A 22,491-nucleotide genomic window follows, 5' to 3' on the forward strand; every position below is an offset into this window, starting at 1 on the left:
CGCCGGAGCGGGGCGAAAAGCGAAAACGGTGGCAGGTAAAGGCGAAAAGGGGCAGCCGGGGCGTTTCAGTGACGCGGGACCCTTGCTGCTCGTCTGGTCGGGACAGGCCGTCTCACTGGTCGGAAGCGCCGTTCTCAGATTCGCTTTCATTATCGAGGTCTGGTCCACCGGAGAGCAGGCGACCGCCGTCACCGCGCTGTCTCTCTGCGCCCTGCTTCCCCAGGCGCTGTTCAGCCCGTTCGCAGGCGCGATAATCGACCGCATCCGCAAACGGTCGGCCCTTCAGATCGCCGACGTGGGCGGACTCCTCACCGTCGGCATCCTCGCCGTCATCCACTTCTTCGGCGGCGGTCTCGAACCGTGGCAGGTCTATCCGGCCACCGTCCTCCTCGGCATCTCCGCGGCCTTCCAGCTCCCCGCGCTCACCGCCGCCGTGCCCCTCCTGGTGCGCAAGGACCAACTGGGGCGCGCCAACGGCCTGCTGGCCGGGGCCAGGAGCGCCGCGGGCATCTGCGGCCCCGCGCTCGGCGGCATCATGGTCGCCGTCTCCGGCATCGGCGCCGTCCTCGTCATCGACCTGGTCAGCTACGCCTTCGCGCTCATCGGCGTACGCATCGTGCGCATGAGGGGCGACAAGGTCCCCGCGGGCGCGGGAGCGCCCCGGACGAGGATCACCGCGGAGGCCGTCGACGGCCTGCGCTACCTCTTCCGGCAGCCGAGCCTGCGCGACATGACCGTCAACTTCTGCACGGTCAACCTCGTCATGGTCTTCGGCTTCGCCGTCATCCAGCCCATGGTGCTGCTCAAGTCGGGCAACGGCGCGCTCGCCGCCGTGAACAGCGCGATCGGCGTCGGCGGTGTCGTCGGCGGCCTGCTCATGGCCGCCTGGGGCGGGCCGAAGAACCGGGGCCGGGGCATGATGCTCGGCATCGTCGGCATGTGCCTGACCGCGCAGCTCGGCATGTCCCTGGTCGGCGGCGTCGCCGGCTGGTGCGCGGCCATGCTGCTCGGATCGCTGCTCATGACGCTCGTCAACGCCTCCATGCAGGCCATCGTGCAGACGAAGGTGGACTACGAGTGGCAGGGCAGGGTCTTCGGCGCCGTCATGTTCCTGTCGCAGATCTCCGTGCCGCTCGCCACGGCGGTCTCCGGGCCGCTCGCCGACCACGTCTTCGAGCCGCAGGCCGCCGACGGGTCCGGTGTCTTCGCGCTCATCGGCCCGCTGTTCGGCGACGGTCCCGGCAGCGGCATGGCCGGGATGCTCTTCCTCGCGGGCGTGGCGGGGCTCGCGGTGGCGCTGTGGGGTCTTGCGAGCCGTTCGATCAGGGACATCGACGTACTGCTGCCGGACATCGAGGACACCTCTGATGATCCGGACGGGCCGGACGATCCGGAAGCCAAGGGCGGTGAGAAGGATGACGACGCGGTGCGTGCATGAGCTCTTCGAGGAGCAGGCGGTACGGACACCCGGCGCGACCGCCCTGGTGTACGGGGACGAACGGCTGAGCTACGCCGAACTCGACGCGGCGGCGGCCCGGTTGGCCGGTCTCCTCGTGGCGCACGGGGTGACGCGCGGGGACACCGTGGGCATCTACCTGGAGCGCTCCACGGAGCTGGCCGTGGCGGTCCTCGGCACGCTCAAGGCCGGGGCCGGGTACGTGATGCTCGACCCCGGCTTCCCGGCGGCGCGGCTGCGCGGCATGGCGGCGGACGCGGGCGTGACGACGGTCCTCGCACGGCGTGACGCGATGCCACGGTGGTGGACCGCCCACGATGCGTTGCCCGGCGCCGAAGCCGAGCCGGCCTTCATCCCCGTGGAAGACGCCGCCCAAGCCGCCCCGCTGCCCCGTGGTGCCGTCGGTGTGGGCGGCGGTGACGTGGCCTGCGTGATGTTCACCTCCGGGTCCACCGGGCGGCCCAAGGGCATCGTCGCTCCGCACCGCGCCGTGACCGCCACGCTGAGCGGCCAGGGCTTCGCCTCCTTCGGGCCCGGCGCGGTCTGGCTCCAGTGCGCGCCCGTGTCGTGGGACGCGTTCGCGATGGAACTGTGGGGGCCGCTGCTCGGCGGCGGCACCTGCGTACTGCACCCGGGGCGGCGCCCCGACCCCGTCGTGATCGCGCGGCTCGTCGCGGCGCACGGCGTGACGTCGATGTACCTGTCCGGGTCGCTCTTCAACGTCATCGTCGACGAGTATCCCCAGGCCATCGCCGGGCTGCGCGAGCTGATCGTCGGCGGGGAGGCGCTGTCGCCCCCGCACGTGGCCCGTGCCCTGGAGCGGCAGCCCGGGCTCCGGCTGAGCAACGGCTACGGCCCCGTCGAGTGCATGGTCTTCCTCACCGTCCACCGGATCACCCCGGAGGACGTCCGCGACGGCCGTCCCGTACCGATCGGCACGCCGCTGAACGGCAAGCGCCTCCACGTGCTCGACGAGAAGCTGCGGCCGGTCCCCGACGGTGAGCGGGGCGAGCTGTACGCCGCCGGCGCGGGTGTCGCCCGCGGCTACTGCGACGCCACCCTGACCGCCGAACGCTTCGTGGCCGAACCCTTCGGAGCCGGCGGCGAACGCCTCTACCGCACGGGCGACCTGGCCCGCCGCCGCCCCGACGGAGTCTTCGAGTACCTCGGCCGTGCCGACGACCAGGTCAAGATCCGCGGCTTCCGCGTGGAGCCGGGCGAGGTCGAGGCCGCGCTCACCCGCCACCCCGCGGTCGACCGCGCCGCCGTGGTGGCCGCCCGCGCCGACGCGGACGGGGAGCGGCAGCTCGTCGCGTACGTGGTGCCCGGCGGCGACCCCGACCGGCCGCCCTCGCAGACCCAGCTCCGGTCCCACGCGGAGCGGGAACTCGCCGACTACCTGGTGCCCGCGGCCTTCGTGGTCCTGGACGCCCTGCCGCTGACCCCGAGCGGCAAGCTGGACCGCGCCGCGCTGCCCGAGCCGTCCCCCCGCGCGGCCACGACCGCCGCCGGGGCCGCCGCAGGGCCCGCCCACGGCGAGACGGTCCGCGCGCTGTGCGCCCTGTTCGCCGATGTCCTGCACGTCACGGAGGTCGGCGCCGGCGACGACTTCTTCGCCCTGGGCGGCCACTCCCTGCTGGCCGCCCGGGTTCTCGGCCGCGTCCGCGCCACGCTGGGCGCCGAGCTGGACCTGCGTACGCTCTTCGACGCGCCCACCCCCGCCGCGCTCGCCCCGCACGTCGAGGCGGCGGCCAAGGCACCCAAGCTCCCCGGGCCGCCGCCGCGCGAGCGTGCGGACGCCGATGCCCCGCTGCCCGTCTCGCCCGCCCAGCACCGCCTCTGGTTCCTCGACCGGCTCGGCGCCGGAGTCGCGTACAACCTGCCCATGCTGGTGCGGCTGCGGGGCCCGGTCGACGCGGACGCCCTCGCCGACGCGCTGGGTGACGTGGCCGAGCGGCACGAGGTACTCCGTACCGTCTTCGACGAGGTGGACGGCGCCCCGGTGCGGCGCGTGCTGTCCGGTGCCGAGGCCCGGCCGCCGTTCCGTCAAGTAGCCGTGCGGCAGGTGGAGTTGGACGCGGCGGTACGCGATGCCGCCCGGCACCGCTTCGACCTGCGGGGCGAACCTCCCCTGCGCGCGACCCTGTTCGGCGTGCGCGAGCGGCCCGGCGAGCACGCGCTGCTCGTCCTGGTGCACCACATCGCGGGGGACGGCTGGTCGCTGGCCCCGCTCTTCCGCGACCTCACACGCGCCTACGAGGCACGCACCACCCCGGCCCCGTCCGCCCCCGCCCCGTCCGCCCCCGCCCCGGCAGAGCCGGTCCTGCCGCCCCTCCCCGTCCCGTACGCCGAACACGCCCGCCGGCAGGCGGACCGCATCGGCACGCCGGCCGACCCGGCGTCCCTCGTGGCGCGGCAGATCCCGTACTGGCGGGACCGGTTGGGCGGGCTCGCCCCCGGCGGCCCCCTCCTCCCCAGGCGCCAGGACCGCCCCTCCACGCCAGGCCAGGCCGCGGCCACCGTCGTGCGGCGGCTCGGCGCGCAGGCCCACGCCCGGCTGCTCGACGCCGCCCGGGCCGAGGGCGCCACCCTCTTCATGGCCCTGCACACCGCCCTCGCCGCGGCCCTCGTACGGGCGGGCGCGGGCGAGGACCTCGCGATCGGCGCGCCGGTGGCCGGGCGCGCGGGGGACGGCGGCGTCGAGGACGCCGTCGGGTTCTTCGTGAACATGCTCGTCCTGCGCACCGACCTCTCCGGCGATCCCGGCGCGCGGCAGGTGCTCGCCCGGGTGAAGGAGGCCGACCTCGGCGCCTTCGCCCACCAGGACGTGCCCTTCGAGGACGTGGTGAGCGAGCTCAACCCGGTGCGCACACCCGGCGGACAGCCGTTCACGGACGTCGTCCTCGCCCTCCAGAACAACGCGCGCGCCGAGGTCGGCCTGCCCGGGGCCGACGCCGGGGTCGAGGTGGTGCGCACCGGCGAGGCCCGCTTCGAACTGCTCGTGGACGTCACCGAGGCGACCGGCCCCGGCGGCGCCCCTGAGGGCCTGACGTTCACCTTCGAGTACCGCTCCGACAGCCTGGAGGAGCGCTTCGTGACGTGGCTCGCGGACGCGCTGCCCGAGGCCCTGGAGGCGGCCGCCGCCGCACCGGACACACGGCTCTCGGAGCTGATCACGACCGGACCACCGCGTGCGGCGGACGAGAGCGACATGATCGCCGCACCGGCACCGACACCGGCGACGGTGAAGACGCCGGGGGCCGGACCCGTCACCCCGCTGGAGCGCGAGATCGCCGCCGTCTGGCGCGACGTCCTCGGCGTACCCGAAGTGGGCCGTACCGACGACTTCTTCGCCCTGGGCGGCAACTCGCTGCGCGCGGTGCGCGTCGCGGCCCGGCTCACCACGGCCGCACGGCCCACCACGGCCGCGCAGCTCTTCGCCGCCCCCACCGTCGCCGCCCTCGCGGCCGAACTGGAGCGCGCCCCTGCCACGGCAGCGCCCGCCCCGGCCCCCATACCCCGGCGCCCGCGCGTGCCCCGGCAGCAGGCCCAGCAGAGCCACCTCAGCAGGCAGCAGGAGGAGAGACCGTGGACCTCAGCGTGATGTTCTTCGGCGCGGACAACGGCGCCGCGCCGGGGACCGCTCCGGAAGCGGGGACGGGGGGCCACGCACGGGCGTACGAGGACATCCTCACCGTCGCCCGTACCGCCGACCGCCTCGGCTTCCACGCCATCTGGACCCCCGAGCGCCACTTCCAGCAGGTCGGCCAGGTCTTCCCCAGCCCGCCCGTGCTCGGCGCCGCCCTCGCCGTCGCCACCGAGCGCATCGGCATCCGCGCGGGCAGCGTCGTCCTGCCCCTGCACCATCCGCTGAAGGTCGCCGAGGACTGGGCGGTCGTCGACAACCTCTCGCACGGCAGGGTCGGCCTCTCCGTCGCCACCGGCTGGCACTCCACCGACTTCACCCTCGCCCCCGGCCACTACGAGGACCGCAGGGAGCGCACCCTGCGGACCGTCCCCGAGCTGCGGCGCCTGTGGGCGGGCGAGCCGGCCGAGTACCCGGACGGCACCGGGCAGCCGGTCAGCGTCGTCCCGCAGCCCCGGCCCGTGCAGCGCGAGCTGCCGCTGTGGATCACCACGTCCGGCAACCCCGAGACCTGGGAGGCGGCCGGGCGGCTGCGCGCCGGGGTGCTCGGCGCGACCGTCGGGCAGAGCAGGGACGAGCTGGCCGAGAAGATCGCCCGCTACCGCGCGGCCTGCGCCGCCGTCCCCGACCAGGCGGGCACCGACGCGCACGGCCGCGTCACGCTGATGGCGCACACCTACGTCGGCGCGGACGACGCCGAGGTGCACCGCCTCGCCGCCGAGCCCCTCAAGGCGTACCTCGGCTCCTACCTGCGGCAGACCGCCGCCAACCGGGCCGCGGACGCCCGCGCGGGCGCGGAGCTGACGGACGAACAGAACGCGATGCTCGCCGAGTTCGCCTACCGCCGCTATCTGAACTGGGGCAGCCTGCTCGGCTCGCCCGGCCACTGCGCCAAGATGCTGGCCGACCTGCGCGACCTGGGCGTCGACGAGGTGGCCTGCTTCATCGACTTCGGCATCGGACGCGACGAGGTACTCGCGGGGCTGCACCGCCTCGCCGAGCTGAAAGAGGCCGCACTGTGACCCCGCCCCCGAACCAGCCCGCGACCCCGAACCAGCCCGCGCCCCCGAACCAGCCTCCGGCCCCGAACCAGCCCGCGACCCCGGGCCGGCAGCCCTCCATGGCCGACCGCTTCGGCGCCCTCAGCGGTGAGCAGCGGGTGCGGCTGATGCGCCGCCTCGTCGACGCCGACCGGGCCCGGGAGATCCCCGCGGCCGTGCCGCCGCGCGACGCCGGCGGCACGGTGCCGCTCAGCCCCGCCCAGCGGGACCTGTGGGTGTACGAGTCGCTGTATCCCGGCACCCCGGCACTCAACCTCTGCTGCGCCTACCACTTCGACGCGGAACGCGGCCCGGTCGACCCCGCCCACCTGGAGGCCGCGCTCACCCTGGTCCAGCGCCACCACGACATCCTGCGCACCCGGATCTCCGGCACGGCCGACGCCCCGCACGTCGACTTCCCCGACGAGGGCCCCTTCGTCCTGGAGCGCGAGGACCTGCGCGGCACCGGCACCACCATCGGGCAGGCCTTCCGGGCCTTCCGCCGCCGCCCCTTCGACCTGGGCGCCGAACGCCTGATCAGGGGCCGTTTCGTACGCGTCGACGACACACGTACGACGCTGATGCTGAGCCTGCACCACATCATCACCGACTGGTGGTCCTTCGACGTCCTCCAGACGGAGTTCGCCGAGGCGTACCGCGCCGTCCGCGACGGCACCGAGCCGAAGCTGAGCCGCCCGGCGATCCAGTACGCCGACTTCGCCTCCTGGCAGGGCGAGCTGGAGGCCGCCGGGGTCTTCGGCGCCCGCCTCGACTTCTGGCGCCGCTACCTCGCCGAGCCGCCGGGCCCGCTGACCGTGCCCGGCCACGGCAGCCCGGACGCCGGCGAGGACGGCATCGTCCAGATCCGCTTCCGCGTCGACGCACAGACCACGCGGGCGGTGCGTGCGCTGGCCCGCGAGCGCGGCGCCTCGGTGTACGTCGTCCTGATGACGGCCTTCGCGGTCCTCGCGCACCGCGTGTCCGGCGCCGACGACCTGGTGCTCGGCACCCCCGTCGCGAACCGCTCGGCCAAGGGCCTCGAACACGTCATCGGGTACGTGATGAACGCCGTGCCGACCCGCTGGCGCATCGCCCGGGACGACTCCTTCGCGGACGTCCTCGCCCGCTTCGGCACCGACTTCCCCGGCCTGATGGCCAACGCCGACCTGCCGGTGGGCCGCATCGTCTCGGCCGCGGCCCCCGAGCGCAGCGCGGGCCGCTCCCCGCTGTTCCAGTGGGTGTTCATGCACCTCACGGAGCAGCCAAGCGTCTCGGCCGTACGGGAGTTCGCCGAGCCCGAGCGCATCCACACCGGCGGCGAGCACGACCTCGTCGGCGTGGTCCGCGACAGCGGCGACGGCATGGACGGCAGCTTCGAGATCCGCACGGACCTCTTCTCGCCCGAGGCCGTCACCCGCTGGGCGGACAGCTACCTCGCCCTGCTCGGGCAGGTCACCGCCGACCCGGCCGCGCTCCTGCGCGACCTCGACATGGTGCCCGGGGCCGAACGCCACCGCCTGCTCGCCCTGGCGCGGGGCCCGGCCGCCCCCGCCGCCGAGGCGCTCCCGGACACCGTCGCCCGGCACGCCGCCCGCACCCCCGATGCGCCCGCCGTCGAAGCCGACGGGCTGCGCCTCACGTACGCCGGACTGAACGACCGCGTGAACCGCCTCGCGGGGCTGCTCGCCCGACGCGGCGCGGGCCCGGAGCGGACCGTGGCCCTCGCCCTCGGCCGCGGCGCGGAGTTCACGGTGGCCGCGCTCGCCGTGCAGCGGGCGGGCGCCGCGTACCTGCCCCTCGACCCCGACTACCCGGCCGAACGCCTGCGCGCGGCGCTGGACGACGCGGCGCCCGTGCTGCTCGTCACCGGCTCGGCGGAGGTACTGCCCGAGGCGGACGTGCCGCGCCTGGTCCTCGACCGGGGGGCCTACGAAGGCGAGCCCCTGCGGGACATGCCGTGCGCGCGGGACCGGCCCGCCTACGTCATCCACACCTCCGGCTCCACCGGCACCCCCAAGGGCGTCGTCGTCACCCACGCCGGGGTCGCCGCGCTCACGCACAGCCTCGTCGAACGCTTCGCGCTGGACGCCGGCGCGCGGGTCCTCCAGCTCGGCTCACCGGCGTTCGACATCTCCGTGGCCGAGATGTGCATGGCCTTCGGTCCCGGCGGCACCCTCGTCGTGCCGCCGCCCGGGCCCCTCGCGGGGGACGGGCTCGGCCGGGTCTTCGCCGAGCGGCGGATCTCCTGCGCCATGGTGCCGCCCTCCGTCCTGGCGAGCGTGCCCGACGGCCCCTACCCGGCGCTGCGCGTGCTCGCGGTCGGCGCGGAGGCCTGCCCGCCCGACCTGGTGAGACGCTGGGCCGTCGGCGGCCGCCGCTTCCACAACGCCTACGGGCCCACCGAGGCCACCGTCGCCGCGACCCTCTCGGACCCGCTCGCCGGCGACGGCACCGCACCGCCCATCGGCACCCCCGTCGCGGGCACCGCCGTGTACGTCCTGGACGAGCGGCTGCGCCCGGTGCCGACCGGCGTCTCGGGCGAGCTGTACCTGGCCTCGGCCGGCCTGGCCCGCGGCTACCTGAACCGCCCCGCCGCCACCGCCGAACGCTTCGTCGCCGACCCGTACGGCGCCCCCGGCTCCCGCATGTACCGCACGGGCGACCTGGCGTACCGCGACGACGACGGCACCCTGCACTACCTGGCCCGCACCGACGAGCAGGTCAAGCTGCGCGGTCTGCGCGTCGAGCCGGGCGAGATCGCCGCGGTCCTCGCCGGGCATCCCTCGGTGGCCCGTGCCGTGGCCGCCGTCCGGGCCGACGGGACGGGCCGCCCCCAGCTCACCGGCTACGCGGTCCCCGTCCCCGGCCACACCGTCGACCCGAACGGCCTCCTCGCGTACGCGGCGACCCGGCTGCCCGCCCACATGGTGCCGTCGGACGTCGTGGAGCTGGCGGAGATCCCCCTGACCCCCAGCGGCAAGCTCGACCGGGCGGCTCTCCCGGCGCCCCGTGCCGCCACGGCGTCACGGGCACCCGTCTCCGCCCGCGAGAAGGAGCTGTGCGGCCTGTTCGAGCAGGTACTCGGCGTCGCGGAGGTGGGCGCCGACGACGACTTCTTCCGGCTCGGCGGCGACAGCATCATGGCCATCCAGCTCACCGGACAGGCCTCGGCGGCCGGACTGGTCCTCGCCCCGCGCGACGTGTTCACGCTGCGCACCCCCGCCCAACTGGCAGTCCACGCACACACGTCGACCGGCGCGGGCCCGGACGCCGCGGACCCCGGAGTGGGCCGCTTCCCGCTCACGCCCGTGATGCGGTGGTGGCTCGGCCAGGGCGGCGACACCTGGGCGTTCACGCAGTCCATGGTGTTCCCCGTGCCGACCGGCACGGCCCCGGCGCGCGTCGAGGCGGCCGTACGGGGCCTCGCGGAGCGGCACGGCGTGCTGCGCATGCGGCTCCTCGCGCCGGACCTCCAGGCCGAGGTGGCGCGGGCGGTACCGGCCGGGGCCGGACTCGTGCGCGTCGAGGTCCCCGCCGACGGCGACGCCCTGGCGAAGGCACGGCGGCTCGCGGCCAGGACGCGCCTCGCGCCCGAGGACGGCGAGATGATGCGGGCGGTCTGGCTCGACGCGGGTCCTGACCGCGCGGGCCTGCTCCTGCTGACCCTGCACCACCTGGCGGTCGACGGTGTCTCGTGGCGGGTGATCGGGCCGGAGCTGGCCGCCGCGCTCGCCGAGCCCACCGGAGCGCTTCCCGGCGGCGGCACCGCACCGGCCGCCCCCGGCACCTCCGCACCGGCCGCCCCCGGCACCTCCTTCCACCGCTGGGCGCTGCTCCTCGCCGAGGAGTCCGAGCGGCCCGAGCTCACCGCCGAACTGAGCTGGTGGCGCACGGCCCTCGCCGACGCCGCCGACGCCAGGATCGCCGAGGGGCAGGGCGCCGGGGCCCGCCGCGCGACCCTTACCGTCGAACTGCCCGCCGACCTCACCGAGGCCGCGCTCACGACACTGCCCGCCGCCTACAACTGCGGCGCCGACGCGGTCCTGCTCTCCGCGCTCGCCTCGGCGGCCGTACGCCACCGGGGCGCGGGTACGGGCCTGCTCGTCCATCTCGAAGGCCATGGCAGGGAGGCCCTGTCCGTGCCCACGGACATCTCCCGCACGGTCGGCTGGTTCACCACGCAGTACCCGGTCCTGCTCGACGTCGGGCGGCCGGGGGAGACCCCGGCGGGCGAGGTGCTCAAGGCGGTGAAGGAGCGGCTGAGGTCCGTGCCGAACGGCGGCATCGGCTGGGGCCTCCTGCGCCACCTCAACCCCGGGACGGCGGCGGAACTGGCCGAACTGCCCGTGCCCGACGTCCGCTTCAACTACCTCGGCCGGCTCACCGCGGGCGACGCGGCGGGCGGCGAACTCCTGGACGGGGGCGCCGGGGCCGTGCCGCTGGGCCACGCCCTGGAGATCGACGCCCTCGCCAAGGACGGCGCCGACGGGCTCCTGATCGAGGTGACCTTCTCGTACGCGGAGGGGGTCCTCGCCAAGGACGAGGTGCGCGCACTCGCAGGACAGTGGCGCGAGGCCCTCGCCCTGCTGGCGCGCGAGACCAAGGAGGGCGGCCCGGTCGGCGCCACTCCGTCCGACTTCCCGCTGGTGAACCTGTCGGCGGAGCAACTGGCGCTCCTGGAGGGCGGTTTGGACGGCCTGGACGGATTGGACGGGCCGGGCGGTGACCCGGGCGGCTTCGGGAGCCCCGCGGAGGGCGGGCGATGAGCGGGCGCATCGCGGACGTCCTGCCGCTCACCCCCGTACAGGAGGGCCTGCTCTTCCACGCCGTACGGGACGCGGAGGGCCCCGACCCGTACCTGGTCCAGGCCCGGTTCCGCGTCGGCCCCGCGGTCACGGCGAGCGCGCTGCGCACCGCGCTCGCCGCCCTCCTGGAGCGGCACCCGAACCTCCGCGCCTGCTTCCGGCACGCACGCCTGGACCGCCCGGTGCAGGTCATCCCGCACGCGGTCACGCTGCCCTGGACGGAGGCCGACCTGACAACGCTGCCATCGGCCGACGCGGCGGCCAGGACCGACGCGCTGCTCGCCGATGACCGCGCCCACCGCTTCGACCTGGCGCGTCCGCCGCTGGTCCGCGCCCTGTTCCTGCGCCACGCCGACGGCGGCGAACTCGTCCTCACCTTCCACCACATCCTGCTCGACGGCTGGTCCGTCCCCGTCATCGAACGGGACCTCGCGGCGCTGGTCACCGGGCGCGGCCTGCCGCCCGCCGTGCCCTACCGGAGCTACGCGCTCTGGCTGAGCCGCCAGGACCAGGGCCGCGCCGAGGCGGCCTGGCGCGACGCCCTCGCCGGCCTGGCACCACCGGCGCCACTCGTGCCCCGCGACCAGGACGACACCGCGGAGCCCGACACGTGCAGGCTGCACCTCAGCGCCGAGCTGACCGCCGCCCTCACCCGGCGCGCCGCCGATGCGGGCGTCACACTCAACACCCTGACGCAGACCGCCTGGGCCCTGGTGCTCGCCCGGCTGACCGGTGGCCGCGACCTGGTCTTCGGCGGGGTCGTCTCTGGCCGCCCGCACGATCTGCCCGGCGCGGGGGAGATGGTGGGCCTGTTCATCAACACGCTGCCGGTGCGGGTGAGGCTGCGCGAGGGGGAGACCACCGGGGAGCTCCTCGCCCGCGTCCAGGACGAGCAGTCACGGCTCGTCCCGTACCACCACGTGCGCCTCGCCGAGGTACGGCGAGGCCTGCCCGGCGGTGCGGGCGCGGGGGAGCTCTTCGACTCGGTGCTCGCCTTCGAGAACTTCCCGCGCGGCGCGGAGGAGCCGCCGGACGACCCGTACGCCGTGCGCGTACGGGATGTCCGCGACGCCACGCACTACCCCGTGACGCTGGCCGTCGTCGCCGGGGAGCGCATGCTGCTCGCCGTGGGCTGCCGGTACGGCCTCTCCGCGGCGGCGGTCACGGCCCGCGTGGTCCGCGCCTTCGAGCAGCTCGCGGGCGACCCGGCCACGCCGGTCGACCGTATCGACGTACTCCCGGACGACGAGCACCGCGAGCTGCTCGCGCGTGCGGCCGGTGCCCCGGCGGCCGCGGTGCCCGGGCCCGCCACGGTGACCGGGCGGTTCGCCGCCCGGGCCGCCCGTACCCCGGACGCGCCCGCCGTCGAGAGCGGCGGCGAGGTCCTCACGTACGCGGGTCTCGACGCCGAGTCGGACCGGGTGGCCCGGCGGCTCGTCGCGGCGGGCGTCACGCCCGGCTCCACCGTCGCCCTGCTCCTGCCCCGCTCGCCGTCCCTGATCGTCGCCCAGCTCGCGGTGCTCAAGGCGGGGGCGTGCTGGCTGCCGCTGGATCCGGCGCAGCCGGGGGAGCGGTTGCGGCGGCTCCTTGAGGCGGCGTCGGCGCGCGTCGTGGTGAGCCACGGGGAGCCGACGGCCGAACTCCCGCCCGGGCTGCGCCACGTGGACCTGGCCGCTGGATCGCCGGGGGCGGCGGAAGCGGTGGCGGAGGTGGCGGCGGGCCTCGGGGACCACGCCCACCCCGAGTCCCCGGCCTGCGTGATGTACACCTCCGGGTCGAGCGGGGAGCCCAAGGGGGTCGTCGTCCCGCAGCGGGCCATCGCGGAACTGGCGGCGGACAGCCGCTTCGGGACCGCCGGTCCGGTACGGGGGGCCGGTTCCGTACCGGAGGCCGGCGGCGGCCCGCACCGCCGCGTGCTGCTGCACAGCCCGCACACCTTCGACGCCGCCACCTACGAGGTGTGGGTCCCGCTCCTGACCGGCGGCACGGTCGTCATCTGCCCCGACGAGCCCGTCACCCCCGCCCTCCTCGCCCGCGTCCTGCCCGAGCGGGGCGTCACGGCCCTGTGGCTCACGGCCGAACTGTTCCGCACCGTCGCCGAGTTGGCGCCCGCGTCGCTGCGCGGCGTGCGCGAGGTGTGGACCGGCGGCGACGTGGTGGACCCCGAAGCGGTGCGCCGCGTCCGGAACGCCTGCCCCGGCACGGCCGTGGTGAACGGCTACGGCCCCACCGAGGCCACGGTGTTCGCCACGGCCCACCGCGTCCCGAGCCCCCTGCCGAGCGGCCCGCTGCCGATCGGCACGCCCCTGGACGGCACCCGCGCCCACGTGCTCGACGCACGGCTCCGCCCGGTGCCCGACGGCTGCGCGGGCGAGCTGTACCTCGCGGGAGCGGGACTCGCCCACGGCTACCTCGGCCGCCCCGCGGCCACCGCCGAACGCTTCGTCGCCGACCCGTACGGGGACCCCGGCGCCCGTATGTACCGCACCGGGGACCTGGCACGCAGGAACCCCGACGGCAGCCTCGCCTTCGCGGGCCGCGCGGACGACCAGGTGAAGATCCGCGGCTTCCGCGTCGAACCCGCGGAGGTGGAGGCGGCCCTGGAGTCCTGCCCCGGGGTGGCCCGCGCGGTCGTGGCCGCGAGGCCCGCGCCGGGCGGCGGCAGCCGGCTCGTGGCGTGGATCGTGCCGACGGCGCGACCGGCCGCCGGTGACCTGCCGGACGGGGCGCGGGGCGCCGGTGACCTGCTGGACGAGGGGCGGGGCGCCGGTGACCTGTCGGACGGGGTGCGGGATGCCGCTGATCCCCTGGCCGGTGCCCAGGCCGCCGATCCCCTGGCCCGGGTGCGGGACGCCGGTGACCTGCTGGACGAGGGGCGGGGCGCCGGTGACCTGTCGGACGGGGCGCGGGATGCCGCTGATCCCCTGGCCGGTGCCCAGGCCGCCGACCCCCTGGCCCGGGTGCGGGACGCCGCCGCGGGGCTGCTGCCCGCCCACCTGCTGCCCACCGCCTGGGTGCGCGTCGACGCCGTGCCGGTCACCGCCCACGGCAAGGCCGACCGGGCCGCACTGCCCGATCCGGCCGCCGCCGAGCAGGCCTCGCGCGCGCCGGGCACCGTCCGCGAGAAGGAGCTGTGCGCGCTGTTCGGCGAGGTCCTCGGCCTCGCGGAGACCGGCCCCGACACGGACTTCTTCGCGTCCGGCGGCCACTCGCTGAGCGCGCTGCGCCTGGCGGACAGGATCGAGGCGGCCTGGGGGGTACGCGTACCCGTGGCCGCGCTCTTCGCGGCGCCGACCCCCGCCGGGCTCATCGCCCGCCTGGACGGCTCCGCCCCCGCCGGGCAGGACAGCCTGGCCCCGCTGCTCACCCTGCGCGCGGGAGGCGACCGTACCCCGCTGTTCTGCGTGCACCCCGGGCTCGGCGTGAGCTGGGCGTACAGAGCCCTGCTGCCGCACCTGCACCCGTCCCGCCCCGTCCACGCCCTCCAGGCACCGGCACTGTCGGGGGCCGGCGACCCGCTCCCCGCCGACGTGACGGAACTGGCGGCCGCCTACGTGGCTCGCGTCAGGGCGGTCCAGCCGCAAGGCCCCTACCTGCTCCTCGGGCGGTCCTTCGGCGGACCCGTGGCGCACGAGATGGCGGTCCTGCTGCGGGCGTCCGGCGAGGAGGTCGCGCTGCTCGCCGTGGTGGACGCCATGCCGAAGCCGCCGGAGACGGCGCGCACCCCGCTCGCCGAGGCCGTGGTGAAGGAGGAGGCGAGGCGCATCCTCCGCGAGGAGGGCGCCGCCCTGGACGGCCTGGGCGAGCAACGCCTGACCGCCCTGGCCGGGGCCATCGCCCGCCACGTGGAGCTGGGCCGGAGCTGGATTCCGTCCCGTTACGACGGCACGGTCACCCTCTTCGCCGCCACCCGTGACCCGGAAGCCGTCCCGACCGGCACCAAGGCGGCGGCCTGGCGCCGGGCCGCCGCGGCGGTGGAGGTCCACGAACTGGCCTGCGCCCACGCCGAGGTGCTCGACCCGGCGCCGGCCGCACAGATCGCCGAGGCGCTGGAAACCGCCGTCGAAGCCGCCCTCCCGCAGGGCCCCCGAGTCCCCCTCCAGGGAGAGTGAGAACAGTGGACGCAGAGCAACCGGCCGCTCCGGCAGCGCCCTTGGAGGAGACCGAGGAGACCGAGGCGTACGAGGCGTACGAGGAGATCGAGGAGTACGAGTTCCCCGTCTCCGACGCCCAGAGCCGCCTCCTGGTCCTCGACCGCATGAACCCGGGCACCGCCCAGTACAACGTGCCCGCCGCCTTCGCCGTGCACGGCCCGTTCGACGTCGGCGCGCTCACCCGCGCGCTCGACGCCGTCGTCGCCCGGCACGAGTCCCTGCGGACCGTCTTCCGTACCGCGGCCGACGGCACGCAGGCGCAGATCGTCCGCGCGAGCGGGCGCGCGCACCTCACGGTGGAGAAGGACGTCCGCGCCGGCGAGGCGGACGCGCGGATGCGGGCCGACGCCGCACGGCCCTTCGACCCGGCGGCGGGACCGCTGCTGCGGTGCACGGTGTACGGCGTGGACGACGGCAGTCACCGCGTGCTGCTCGTCGCCCACCACCTGATCTGCGACGGCTGGTCCCTCGGCGTCATCCTGCGGGACCTCTCCACGGCGTACGCGGGCGCCGACCTGCCCGAACCGGCCCTCCAGTTCCCCGACTACGCCGCCTGGCAGCGCGAACGCCAGGCCGCCGGCGCCTACTCCGAAGCCGTCGCCCACTGGGCCGAGCGGCTGCGCGGCGCCCCCGAGGTCGTCTCGCCGCCCGTGGACGCGCCGCGCCCCGCGGTACGGACGGCGGCGGGCGGCAGCGAGCGGTTCCCGCTCGGAGCCGGGCCGCGGGAGCGCCTCGGCGAGGTCGCCCGGGGCCGCGGGGCCACGCCGTTCATGGCGCTGTTCGCCGCGTACGCCGCGTTCCTCGGGCGGTTGACCGGCCGCGAGGACCTGGTCATCGGCTTCCCGGTGTCCGGCCGCGACCGGCCGGAGCTCCAGGAGACGGCCGGCATGCTGACCAACACCCTGGCCCTGCGCGTCGACCTGTCCGGGGACCCCTCGTACGGCGAGCTCATCGATCGCGTCCGTGCCGAGCTGCTCGCCGGACAGCCCCACCAGGACGCCCCCTTCGAGTCCGTCGTGAACAGTCTCGCCCCCGCCCGCGACACCAGCCACGACCCCGTCGTCCAACTGGTCTTCGCCTACGACGACGACACCGAGCTGTCCCTCGCGCTCACCGGCGCCCGCGTCGAGCGCGTCGTACTCGACCTGGACACCGCCAAGTTCGACTTCCACCTGCACGTCGAACGCTGGGGCGCGGCGGGTGACCTGTCCGCCCAGTTCATCTACCGCAGCGACCTCTTCGAGGCCGCCACCGTGCGCGGCTGGGCGCGGAACTTCCGCACGCTCATCGACGCGGCCGTCGCGCACCCGGACGCGCCGCTCTCCGCCCTGGACGCGGTACCGGACGACGAGCGCCGTCGCGCGGTAGCGGCCGGCGACCGCACGGCCGAGGCGGCGCCCACGGACCGCCTGGTCCCCGACCTGATCGCGGACGTCGCGGCGGCCCGCCCCGACGCCACGGCCCTGGTCTGCGGAGACGTCCGCCTCAGCTACCGGGAGTTGCTGGAGCGCGCGGACGCGCTGGCGTCCCGCCTCCGCGCGGCGGGTGTCCGGCCCGGCTTCCGGGTCGGGCTGCTGCTGCCCCGCTCGGTGGAGATGGGCATCGCGGCCCTGGCGGTGCTGCGGGCGGGCGGCGCGTACGTACCGCTCGACCAGGCCCACCCGCACGCCCGCCTCGCCCACATGATCGAGGCCTCCGGCACGGGCCTGCTCGTCACGGCCGCGGGGACGGCGGAGAAGGGGGAGGGGCTGGGGGTGCGGCTGGCGGTGCGATGCCTGCGGGCGGACAGCCAAGGCCGGGACGCGGCTCCTGAGCCGAGGTCAGGGCTCGCCCCGGCTCCGGCTCCGGCCCCCGCCCCCGAAGACCTCGCCTACGTCCTCTTCACGTCCGGCTCCACGGGCGTCCCGAAGGGCGTCGCGGTCGAGCACCGCGCCCTGCTCAACCTCACCACGGCGGTGCGCCCGACGTTCCCGGTCACGGCCGAGGACCGGGTGCTCCAGTTCGTGTCGTTCGGCTTCGACGTGGCCGTCTCCGACCTGTTCTTCCCCTGGGTGGCGGGCGCCGAGCTGCACATCGCGCGGGACGACGAGCGGCTCGGCGACGCGCTCGCCGCCCGGCTGCGGGACTCCCGCATCACGTACGTGTTCCTGCCGCCGTCCGCCGCGATGCTGCTGCCCGACGTGGCGGGGCGGCTGCCCCATCTGCGTACGCTCGCCGTCGGCGGCGAGGCCTGCCCGGCCGAACTGGTCGAGCGGCTCAGCGAGCCCGGCCGCCGGATCGTCAACGCGTACGGGCCGAGCGAGGCCACCGTCTACGCCACCACCGCCGACCTCGAACCCGGCGAGCCGGTGGTCATCGGCGCCCCCGTGCCGGGCTCCCGCGTCCACGTCCTCGACGCCCGCCTGCGCACGGTGCCCGTCGGCGTGACCGGCGAGGTGTACATCGCGGGCGCCTCGCTGGCCCGCGGCTACATCGGCCGCCCCGGCATGACCGCCGAACGCTTCGTCGCCGACCCGTACGGCCCGGCCGGCTCCCGCATGTACCGCACCGGCGACCTCGCCAGGATCGACGCCCGGGGCCGAAGGCACTACCTCGGCCGCTCCGACTCCCAGGTCAAGCTGCGCGGCATCCGCATCGAACTCGGCGAGATCGAGGCCCTGCTCGCGGGCCACCCGGACGTCGCGGTCACCGCGGCGGCCGTGCGCGGTGGCGGGGCGGAGCAGCGGCTCGTCGCGTACGTCGTACCCCGGGACGGGGCGGCCCCCTCGGACGAGGCCCTCCGCACCCACCTGGCCGACCGGCTCCCCGGCTACATGCTGCCGGAGCTCTACGTCCACCTCGACGAACTGCCGCTCAACCGCTCGGGCAAGATCGACCGGACCCGGCTGCCTGACCCGGCCACCGGGCGCCAGGAGGCGGGCCGCTCGTACACGGCCCCGGGCACGGCGACGGAACGTCACGTCGCGGACATCTGGGCCCGCGTCCTGACCCTGGACAGGGTCGGCGTCCACGACAACTTCTTCGACCTGGGCGGCAATTCGGTCCGCCTGCTGAACGTCCTGGACGCCTTGCGGAAACCGGGCCCGGGAGCCACACCAGGCGACTCGGCCCCGGCCGCCCTGCCGGACTCGGCCCCGGCAACCCTGCGGGACTCGGCTCCGGCGACCCTGTCCGAGTCGGGGGGCGGCCGTCAGGAGCCGGAGAACGGGCGCGCCCCGTCCGCCCCCACAGTCCCCTCCGTCCCCTCCGTCCCCTCCGTCCCCTCCGTCCCCTCCGTCCCCTCCGTCCCCTCCGTCCCCTCCGTCCCCTCCGTCCCCTCCGTCCCCTCCGTCCCCTCCGTCCCCTCCGTCCCCGACCTCACCATGGTCGACCTGTTCCGCCACCCCACGGTGGCCGCCATCGCGGCCCACCTCGACCGTGCCCGGGACCGCACCCAGGACCCGGCCCCGGACGGAACGCCCGCCACCGCGGGCGAGCCCGCCACCACCACGGCGGCCGAACGCAGGGGCGGCGACCGCCGCGCACGACAGAACGCCGCCGCACAACGGCTCCGCTCCAGAAAGGGCACGTCACGATGACCGACCCAGCACCCCGGGACCCCGCGTCCGACCCGGCCGAAGGCCTCGACGCCGATCCCGGACACGACTCGGCGATCGCGGTCGTCGGGATGAGCGGCCGGTTCCCCGGCGCCCCCGACCTGGACGCGTACTGGGCGAACCTCCGCGACGGCGTCTGCACCATCACCGACTTCACCGAGGCCGAACTCCTGGCCGACGGCGCGGACCCCGCGGAGCTGCGCGGCGCCCAGCACGTCCCCGCCAAGGGATACCTCGCCGACGCGGACCGCTTCGACGCCGAACTGTTCGGCTTCAACCGCACGGAGGCCGCCGCCCTCGACCCCCAGCACCGCGTCCTCCTGGAGACCGCCTGGGCCGCGCTGGAGGACGCGGGCCACGACCCGCTCGCGGTGCCCGTCCGTACCGGCGTGTACGTCGGCGGCAGCCCCACCGAGCACATGCTGGCCGCGCACACGGACCGCCGCCTCGCCGCGTCCATCGGCGCGATGCAGATCCGCATCCTGACCGACCGCGAGTTCCTCGCCCCCTGGATCTCCTACCGCCTGGGCCTGGAGGGACCGAGCCTGACCGTCCAGACGGCCTGCTCGACCTCGCTCACCGCAGTCCACCTCGCCGCGCAGGCGCTGCTCCTCGGCGAGTGTGACACCGCGCTCGCGGGCGGCGTCAGCATCGACACGATCCGCAGGCAGGGCTACGTCCACCACACGGGCGGCATCTTCTCGGCGGACGGCCGCTGCCGCCCCTTCGACGAGCGGGCGGGCGGCACCGTGCCCGGCAGCGGCGTGGGCGTGGTCGTGTTGCGCCGCCTCTCCGACGCGCTGGCCGACGGCGACCCGATCCGCGCGGTCGTACGCGGCAGCGCGCTGACCAACGACGGCGCAACGAAGGTCGGTTTCACCGCGCCCGGCGTCGAACAGCAGACGGCGGCGATCGTCGAGGCATGGGCGGCGGCGGGCCTCGCCCCGTCCGCGGCCCAGTACGTGGAGACGCACGGCACGGCGACGGAACTGGGCGACCGCATCGAACTGGCGGCGGCGACAGCGGCGTTCGCGTCGGCCCCACCCGCGGGCACGGGCATCGGCTCGGTCAAGTCGAACATCGGTCACCTCGACGCGGCGGCGGGAGTGGCGTCGCTCATCAAGGCGGTCCTGATGCTGGAGCACGCCACGCTGGCCCCCACGGTCAACGTCTCGCGCCCGCATCCCGACCTGAGCCTGGACGCCTCGCCGTTCCACGTGGTGGACCGCGCGACCCCGTGGCCGCTCCCGCCCGAGGGCCCGCGCCGCGCGGGAGTGAGCTCACTGGGCATCGGCGGTACGAACGTCCACGTGGTCCTGGAGGAGGCGCCCACACGTTCGCTGTCGGCGAGGGCGACGGCGACGCCGACTGCCGGCGCCGAGATCCTGCCCCTGTCGGCCCGTACGGAGACGGCCTTGAGGGCGCTGGCGGCACGCCTCGCGAAGGCGCTGCGGGCTCCGGAGGCCCCCTCCCTGGCGGACACCGCGTACACCCTGCGCATGGGCCGCACCCCCATGGACGTACGCGCCTACGTCCTGGCGTCGGACCCGGCGGAGGCGGCCGACCGCCTGACCGCGCTGGCGGAGGGCCAGGCGTGGAGCGACGGCGGCGAGGGCCCGGACCTGGACAGCCTGCGCGGCCTCGGGGAACTGTGGCTGAAGGGCGGCTCGGCCCCGTGGCCGGAAAACCCGGGCGAGGGCGAGGGCCGCCGGGTGAGCCTGCCGACGTACCCGTTCGCGGGGGAGAGCTTCGGCGCACTGACGCTGACGCACACGCCGACCCAGCCGACCCAACTGGAGACGGCCCCGGCAGCCGCCACCACCACCGACGACGACCCCGATCTGACGGCCGGCGTCGTGGCGCTGCTCGCGGAGGCCCTGGGCCTGGAAGGCCCGGTGGGCCCCGACACCACGTACTTCGCGGCGGGCGGCGACTCGCTCACCGCGGTCCACCTGGTCGGCAGGCTGCGGGACGACTTCGCCATCGACGTGCCGATCACCGTGTTCCTGGAGGAGCTGCCCCTCCAGGAACTGGCGAAGCGCATTGTCGCTTCCAGGGAGCAGGACGCGGCGGAGGACTCGCTGGACGCCTTGCTGGCGGAGCTCGAGGCGGAGTAGACGGAGAGCGGGCGGAACAGGGGAGGCGGTCAGAAAGTGGTGACGGCCGCCCTACGGCCGGGGATCGCGGAGGCGATGACTCCGGCGACGTACGGCATGTGCGCGTCGAGGAAGAAGTGCCCCCCGGCCAGGACATGGCAGGAGAACCCGCCCCGGGTCTCGCTCTCCCAGGCCCGTGCGCCCTCGACGGTGACGCGCGGATCGCTGTCGCCGGTGAGCACGACGAGAGGACACCGGAGCGGCTCCCCGCCGCGGTACACATACTCGTCCACGATCTGATAGTCGGCCCGCATCGGAGGCAGGAAGAGGGAGAGCAGCTCGGGGGAGGCGAAGAGCTCCTCGGCGGTGCCGGAGAGCTTGCGCATGTCCGCGACGAGCTCGTCGTCGGTCATGTCGCGCACCCGCTTCTTGCCCGCCGCCATGCGCGGCAGCGAGGGCGCCATGCGCCCGGACACGATCAGCGCCACGGGCGGCTGCCCCGCGGCCTCCATGCGCCGCGCGGTCTCGAACGCGAGGAGCGCCCCCATGCTGTGCCCGAACAGGGCGGTCGGCTGGGCGTCGGGCCCCCCAGGCAACTCGTCGAGCACGGCGTCGACGATCTCGTCCGCCCCCGCGGCGAACGGCTCGCCGTACCGGTCCTGCCGGCCCGGATACTGCACGACCAGCGGCTCGACGATCCCCGACACGGCAGCCGAGAGCCCGTGATAGGCGCTGACGGAACCGCCGGCGTGAGGGTAGACGAGCAGACGGGTCCCGGCATCGGGTGCGGGGTGGTTGCAACGTATCCAGTCGCCCACGAGCGCGCCCTCCTTCCATTACGGCAGCCGCCGCCGACCGACGGCCTGACCTGGCCAGCATGCCGGACGCAGGGGGCCACGGGGCAGTTTTGTGACGCGCACGGCACGGCCAGTGGCGGACGCACCGATGAACTCCGGCCCCGGGGGTACCCGGCCAACGAAGCACCGACTGAGCAAAGCCAACGAACAACGAAACGAAGGGAGAGACGTGATGTCGTCCTCACTGCTGGAAGCCGTGGACATCAAGGCACCCGTGGCGGTGAGTTGGTCCCTGTGGGAGAACGTGGAACGCTGGCCGGCTTTCCTGAGCCACGTGAAGCACGTGCAGCGCGTGGACGAGTCGACCTTCGCATGGCAGGTGTCACTTCCCGGGGCGGACAAGGAGTTCGTGGCGGAACTGACCGAGGTGATTCCCCGGGAACGCATCGCGTGGCGCACGACGGAGGGGGTCCACCACGCGGGCGTGGTCACGTTCCACCGCCTCAGCGACACGGAAAGCCGAGTGACCCTGCAAATCGAATACGACCCGCGGGGCTTCGTGGAACACCTGGGAGCACTGACAAACCTGGACAAGACGCTGGCCAACTACGACTTGGGCGAATTCCAGAGGATGGCAGAACGGGAAGCGGGGAACCGCTGACCCACAGTGAGGGCGCCGAGAAGAGCGGCGGGTCACGCGACGTTCGCATCTACCCCCACATACGCCAAGACCCCGTCCTCAGCGAAACCGCTGATGGCGGGGTCTTCGGGCACCTCATACAAGGTGCCCCCGGCAGGATTCGAACCTGCGCACACGGCTCCGGAGGCCGCTCACATGATTGCTCTTGCTCCTGGTCACGGTGCTATCAGCGGACGCTGCCGGGCAAGCCGTCCACGGCTG

9 protein-coding genes are annotated in these 22,491 nt (G+C 75.2%); 8 read left to right on the top strand and 1 reads right to left on the bottom strand.

The genetic code is table 11. The features are described 5' to 3' along the window. Positions 1–82 precede the first annotated feature (82 nt). From ACRAKF_RS26150 to ACRAKF_RS26180, 7 genes are read left to right on the top strand one after another with little or no spacing between them, the layout of a single operon-like run. The gene (locus ACRAKF_RS26150; RefSeq protein ID WP_447039988.1) at positions 83–1,438 is read left to right on the top strand and encodes an MFS transporter; all 1,356 of its coding nucleotides are present in this window, start codon (positions 83–85) and stop codon (positions 1,436–1,438) included. Beyond that, a complete protein-coding gene (locus ACRAKF_RS26155) occupies positions 1,431–5,060 on the top strand; it encodes an amino acid adenylation domain-containing protein (RefSeq protein ID WP_447039989.1) in 3,630 nt (1,209 codons plus the stop codon). The genes ACRAKF_RS26150 and ACRAKF_RS26155 overlap by 8 nt, the downstream gene beginning before the upstream one ends. Next, the gene (locus ACRAKF_RS26160; protein WP_447039990.1) at positions 5,045–6,124 is read left to right on the top strand and encodes a MupA/Atu3671 family FMN-dependent luciferase-like monooxygenase; all 1,080 of its coding nucleotides are present in this window, start codon (positions 5,045–5,047) and stop codon (positions 6,122–6,124) included. Before ACRAKF_RS26155 ends, ACRAKF_RS26160 begins: the two co-directional genes overlap by 16 nt. Further along, positions 6,121–10,908 carry an amino acid adenylation domain-containing protein gene (locus tag ACRAKF_RS26165; protein WP_447039991.1) on the top strand — a complete coding sequence of 1,596 codons (4,788 nt, stop codon included), beginning with the start codon at positions 6,121–6,123 and terminating at the stop codon, positions 10,906–10,908. The genes ACRAKF_RS26160 and ACRAKF_RS26165 overlap by 4 nt, the downstream gene beginning before the upstream one ends. Further along, entirely contained in the window at positions 10,905–15,059 is a 4,155-nt protein-coding gene (locus ACRAKF_RS26170) for a non-ribosomal peptide synthetase (protein WP_447039992.1), read from the top strand. Before ACRAKF_RS26165 ends, ACRAKF_RS26170 begins: the two co-directional genes overlap by 4 nt. Positions 15,060–15,064: 5 nt before the next feature. After that, positions 15,065–18,679 (top strand): non-ribosomal peptide synthetase, encoded by a 3,615-nt coding sequence (locus tag ACRAKF_RS26175; protein WP_447039993.1) that lies wholly within the window; start codon positions 15,065–15,067, stop codon positions 18,677–18,679. Beyond that, complete coding sequence (locus tag ACRAKF_RS26180) at positions 18,676–20,814, top strand: beta-ketoacyl synthase N-terminal-like domain-containing protein (RefSeq protein ID WP_447039994.1); 2,139 nt, start codon at positions 18,676–18,678, stop codon at positions 20,812–20,814. The genes ACRAKF_RS26175 and ACRAKF_RS26180 overlap by 4 nt, the downstream gene beginning before the upstream one ends. Before the next feature lie 29 nt (positions 20,815–20,843). Here the strand turns inward: ACRAKF_RS26180 and ACRAKF_RS26185 are convergent, their stop codons facing one another. After that, positions 20,844–21,611, bottom strand: coding sequence for a thioesterase II family protein (locus tag ACRAKF_RS26185; protein WP_447039995.1), 768 nt, complete (start codon positions 21,609–21,611; stop codon positions 20,844–20,846). A gap of 211 nt (positions 21,612–21,822) precedes the next feature. On the opposite strand from ACRAKF_RS26185, the gene ACRAKF_RS26190 reads away from it, so the two are divergent. Beyond that, a complete protein-coding gene (locus ACRAKF_RS26190; protein ID WP_447039996.1) occupies positions 21,823–22,251 on the top strand; it encodes an SRPBCC family protein in 429 nt (142 codons plus the stop codon). The last annotated feature ends 240 nt before the right edge of the window (positions 22,252–22,491 follow it).

This window comes from Streptomyces sp. DSM 118878, from assembly GCF_052936595.1.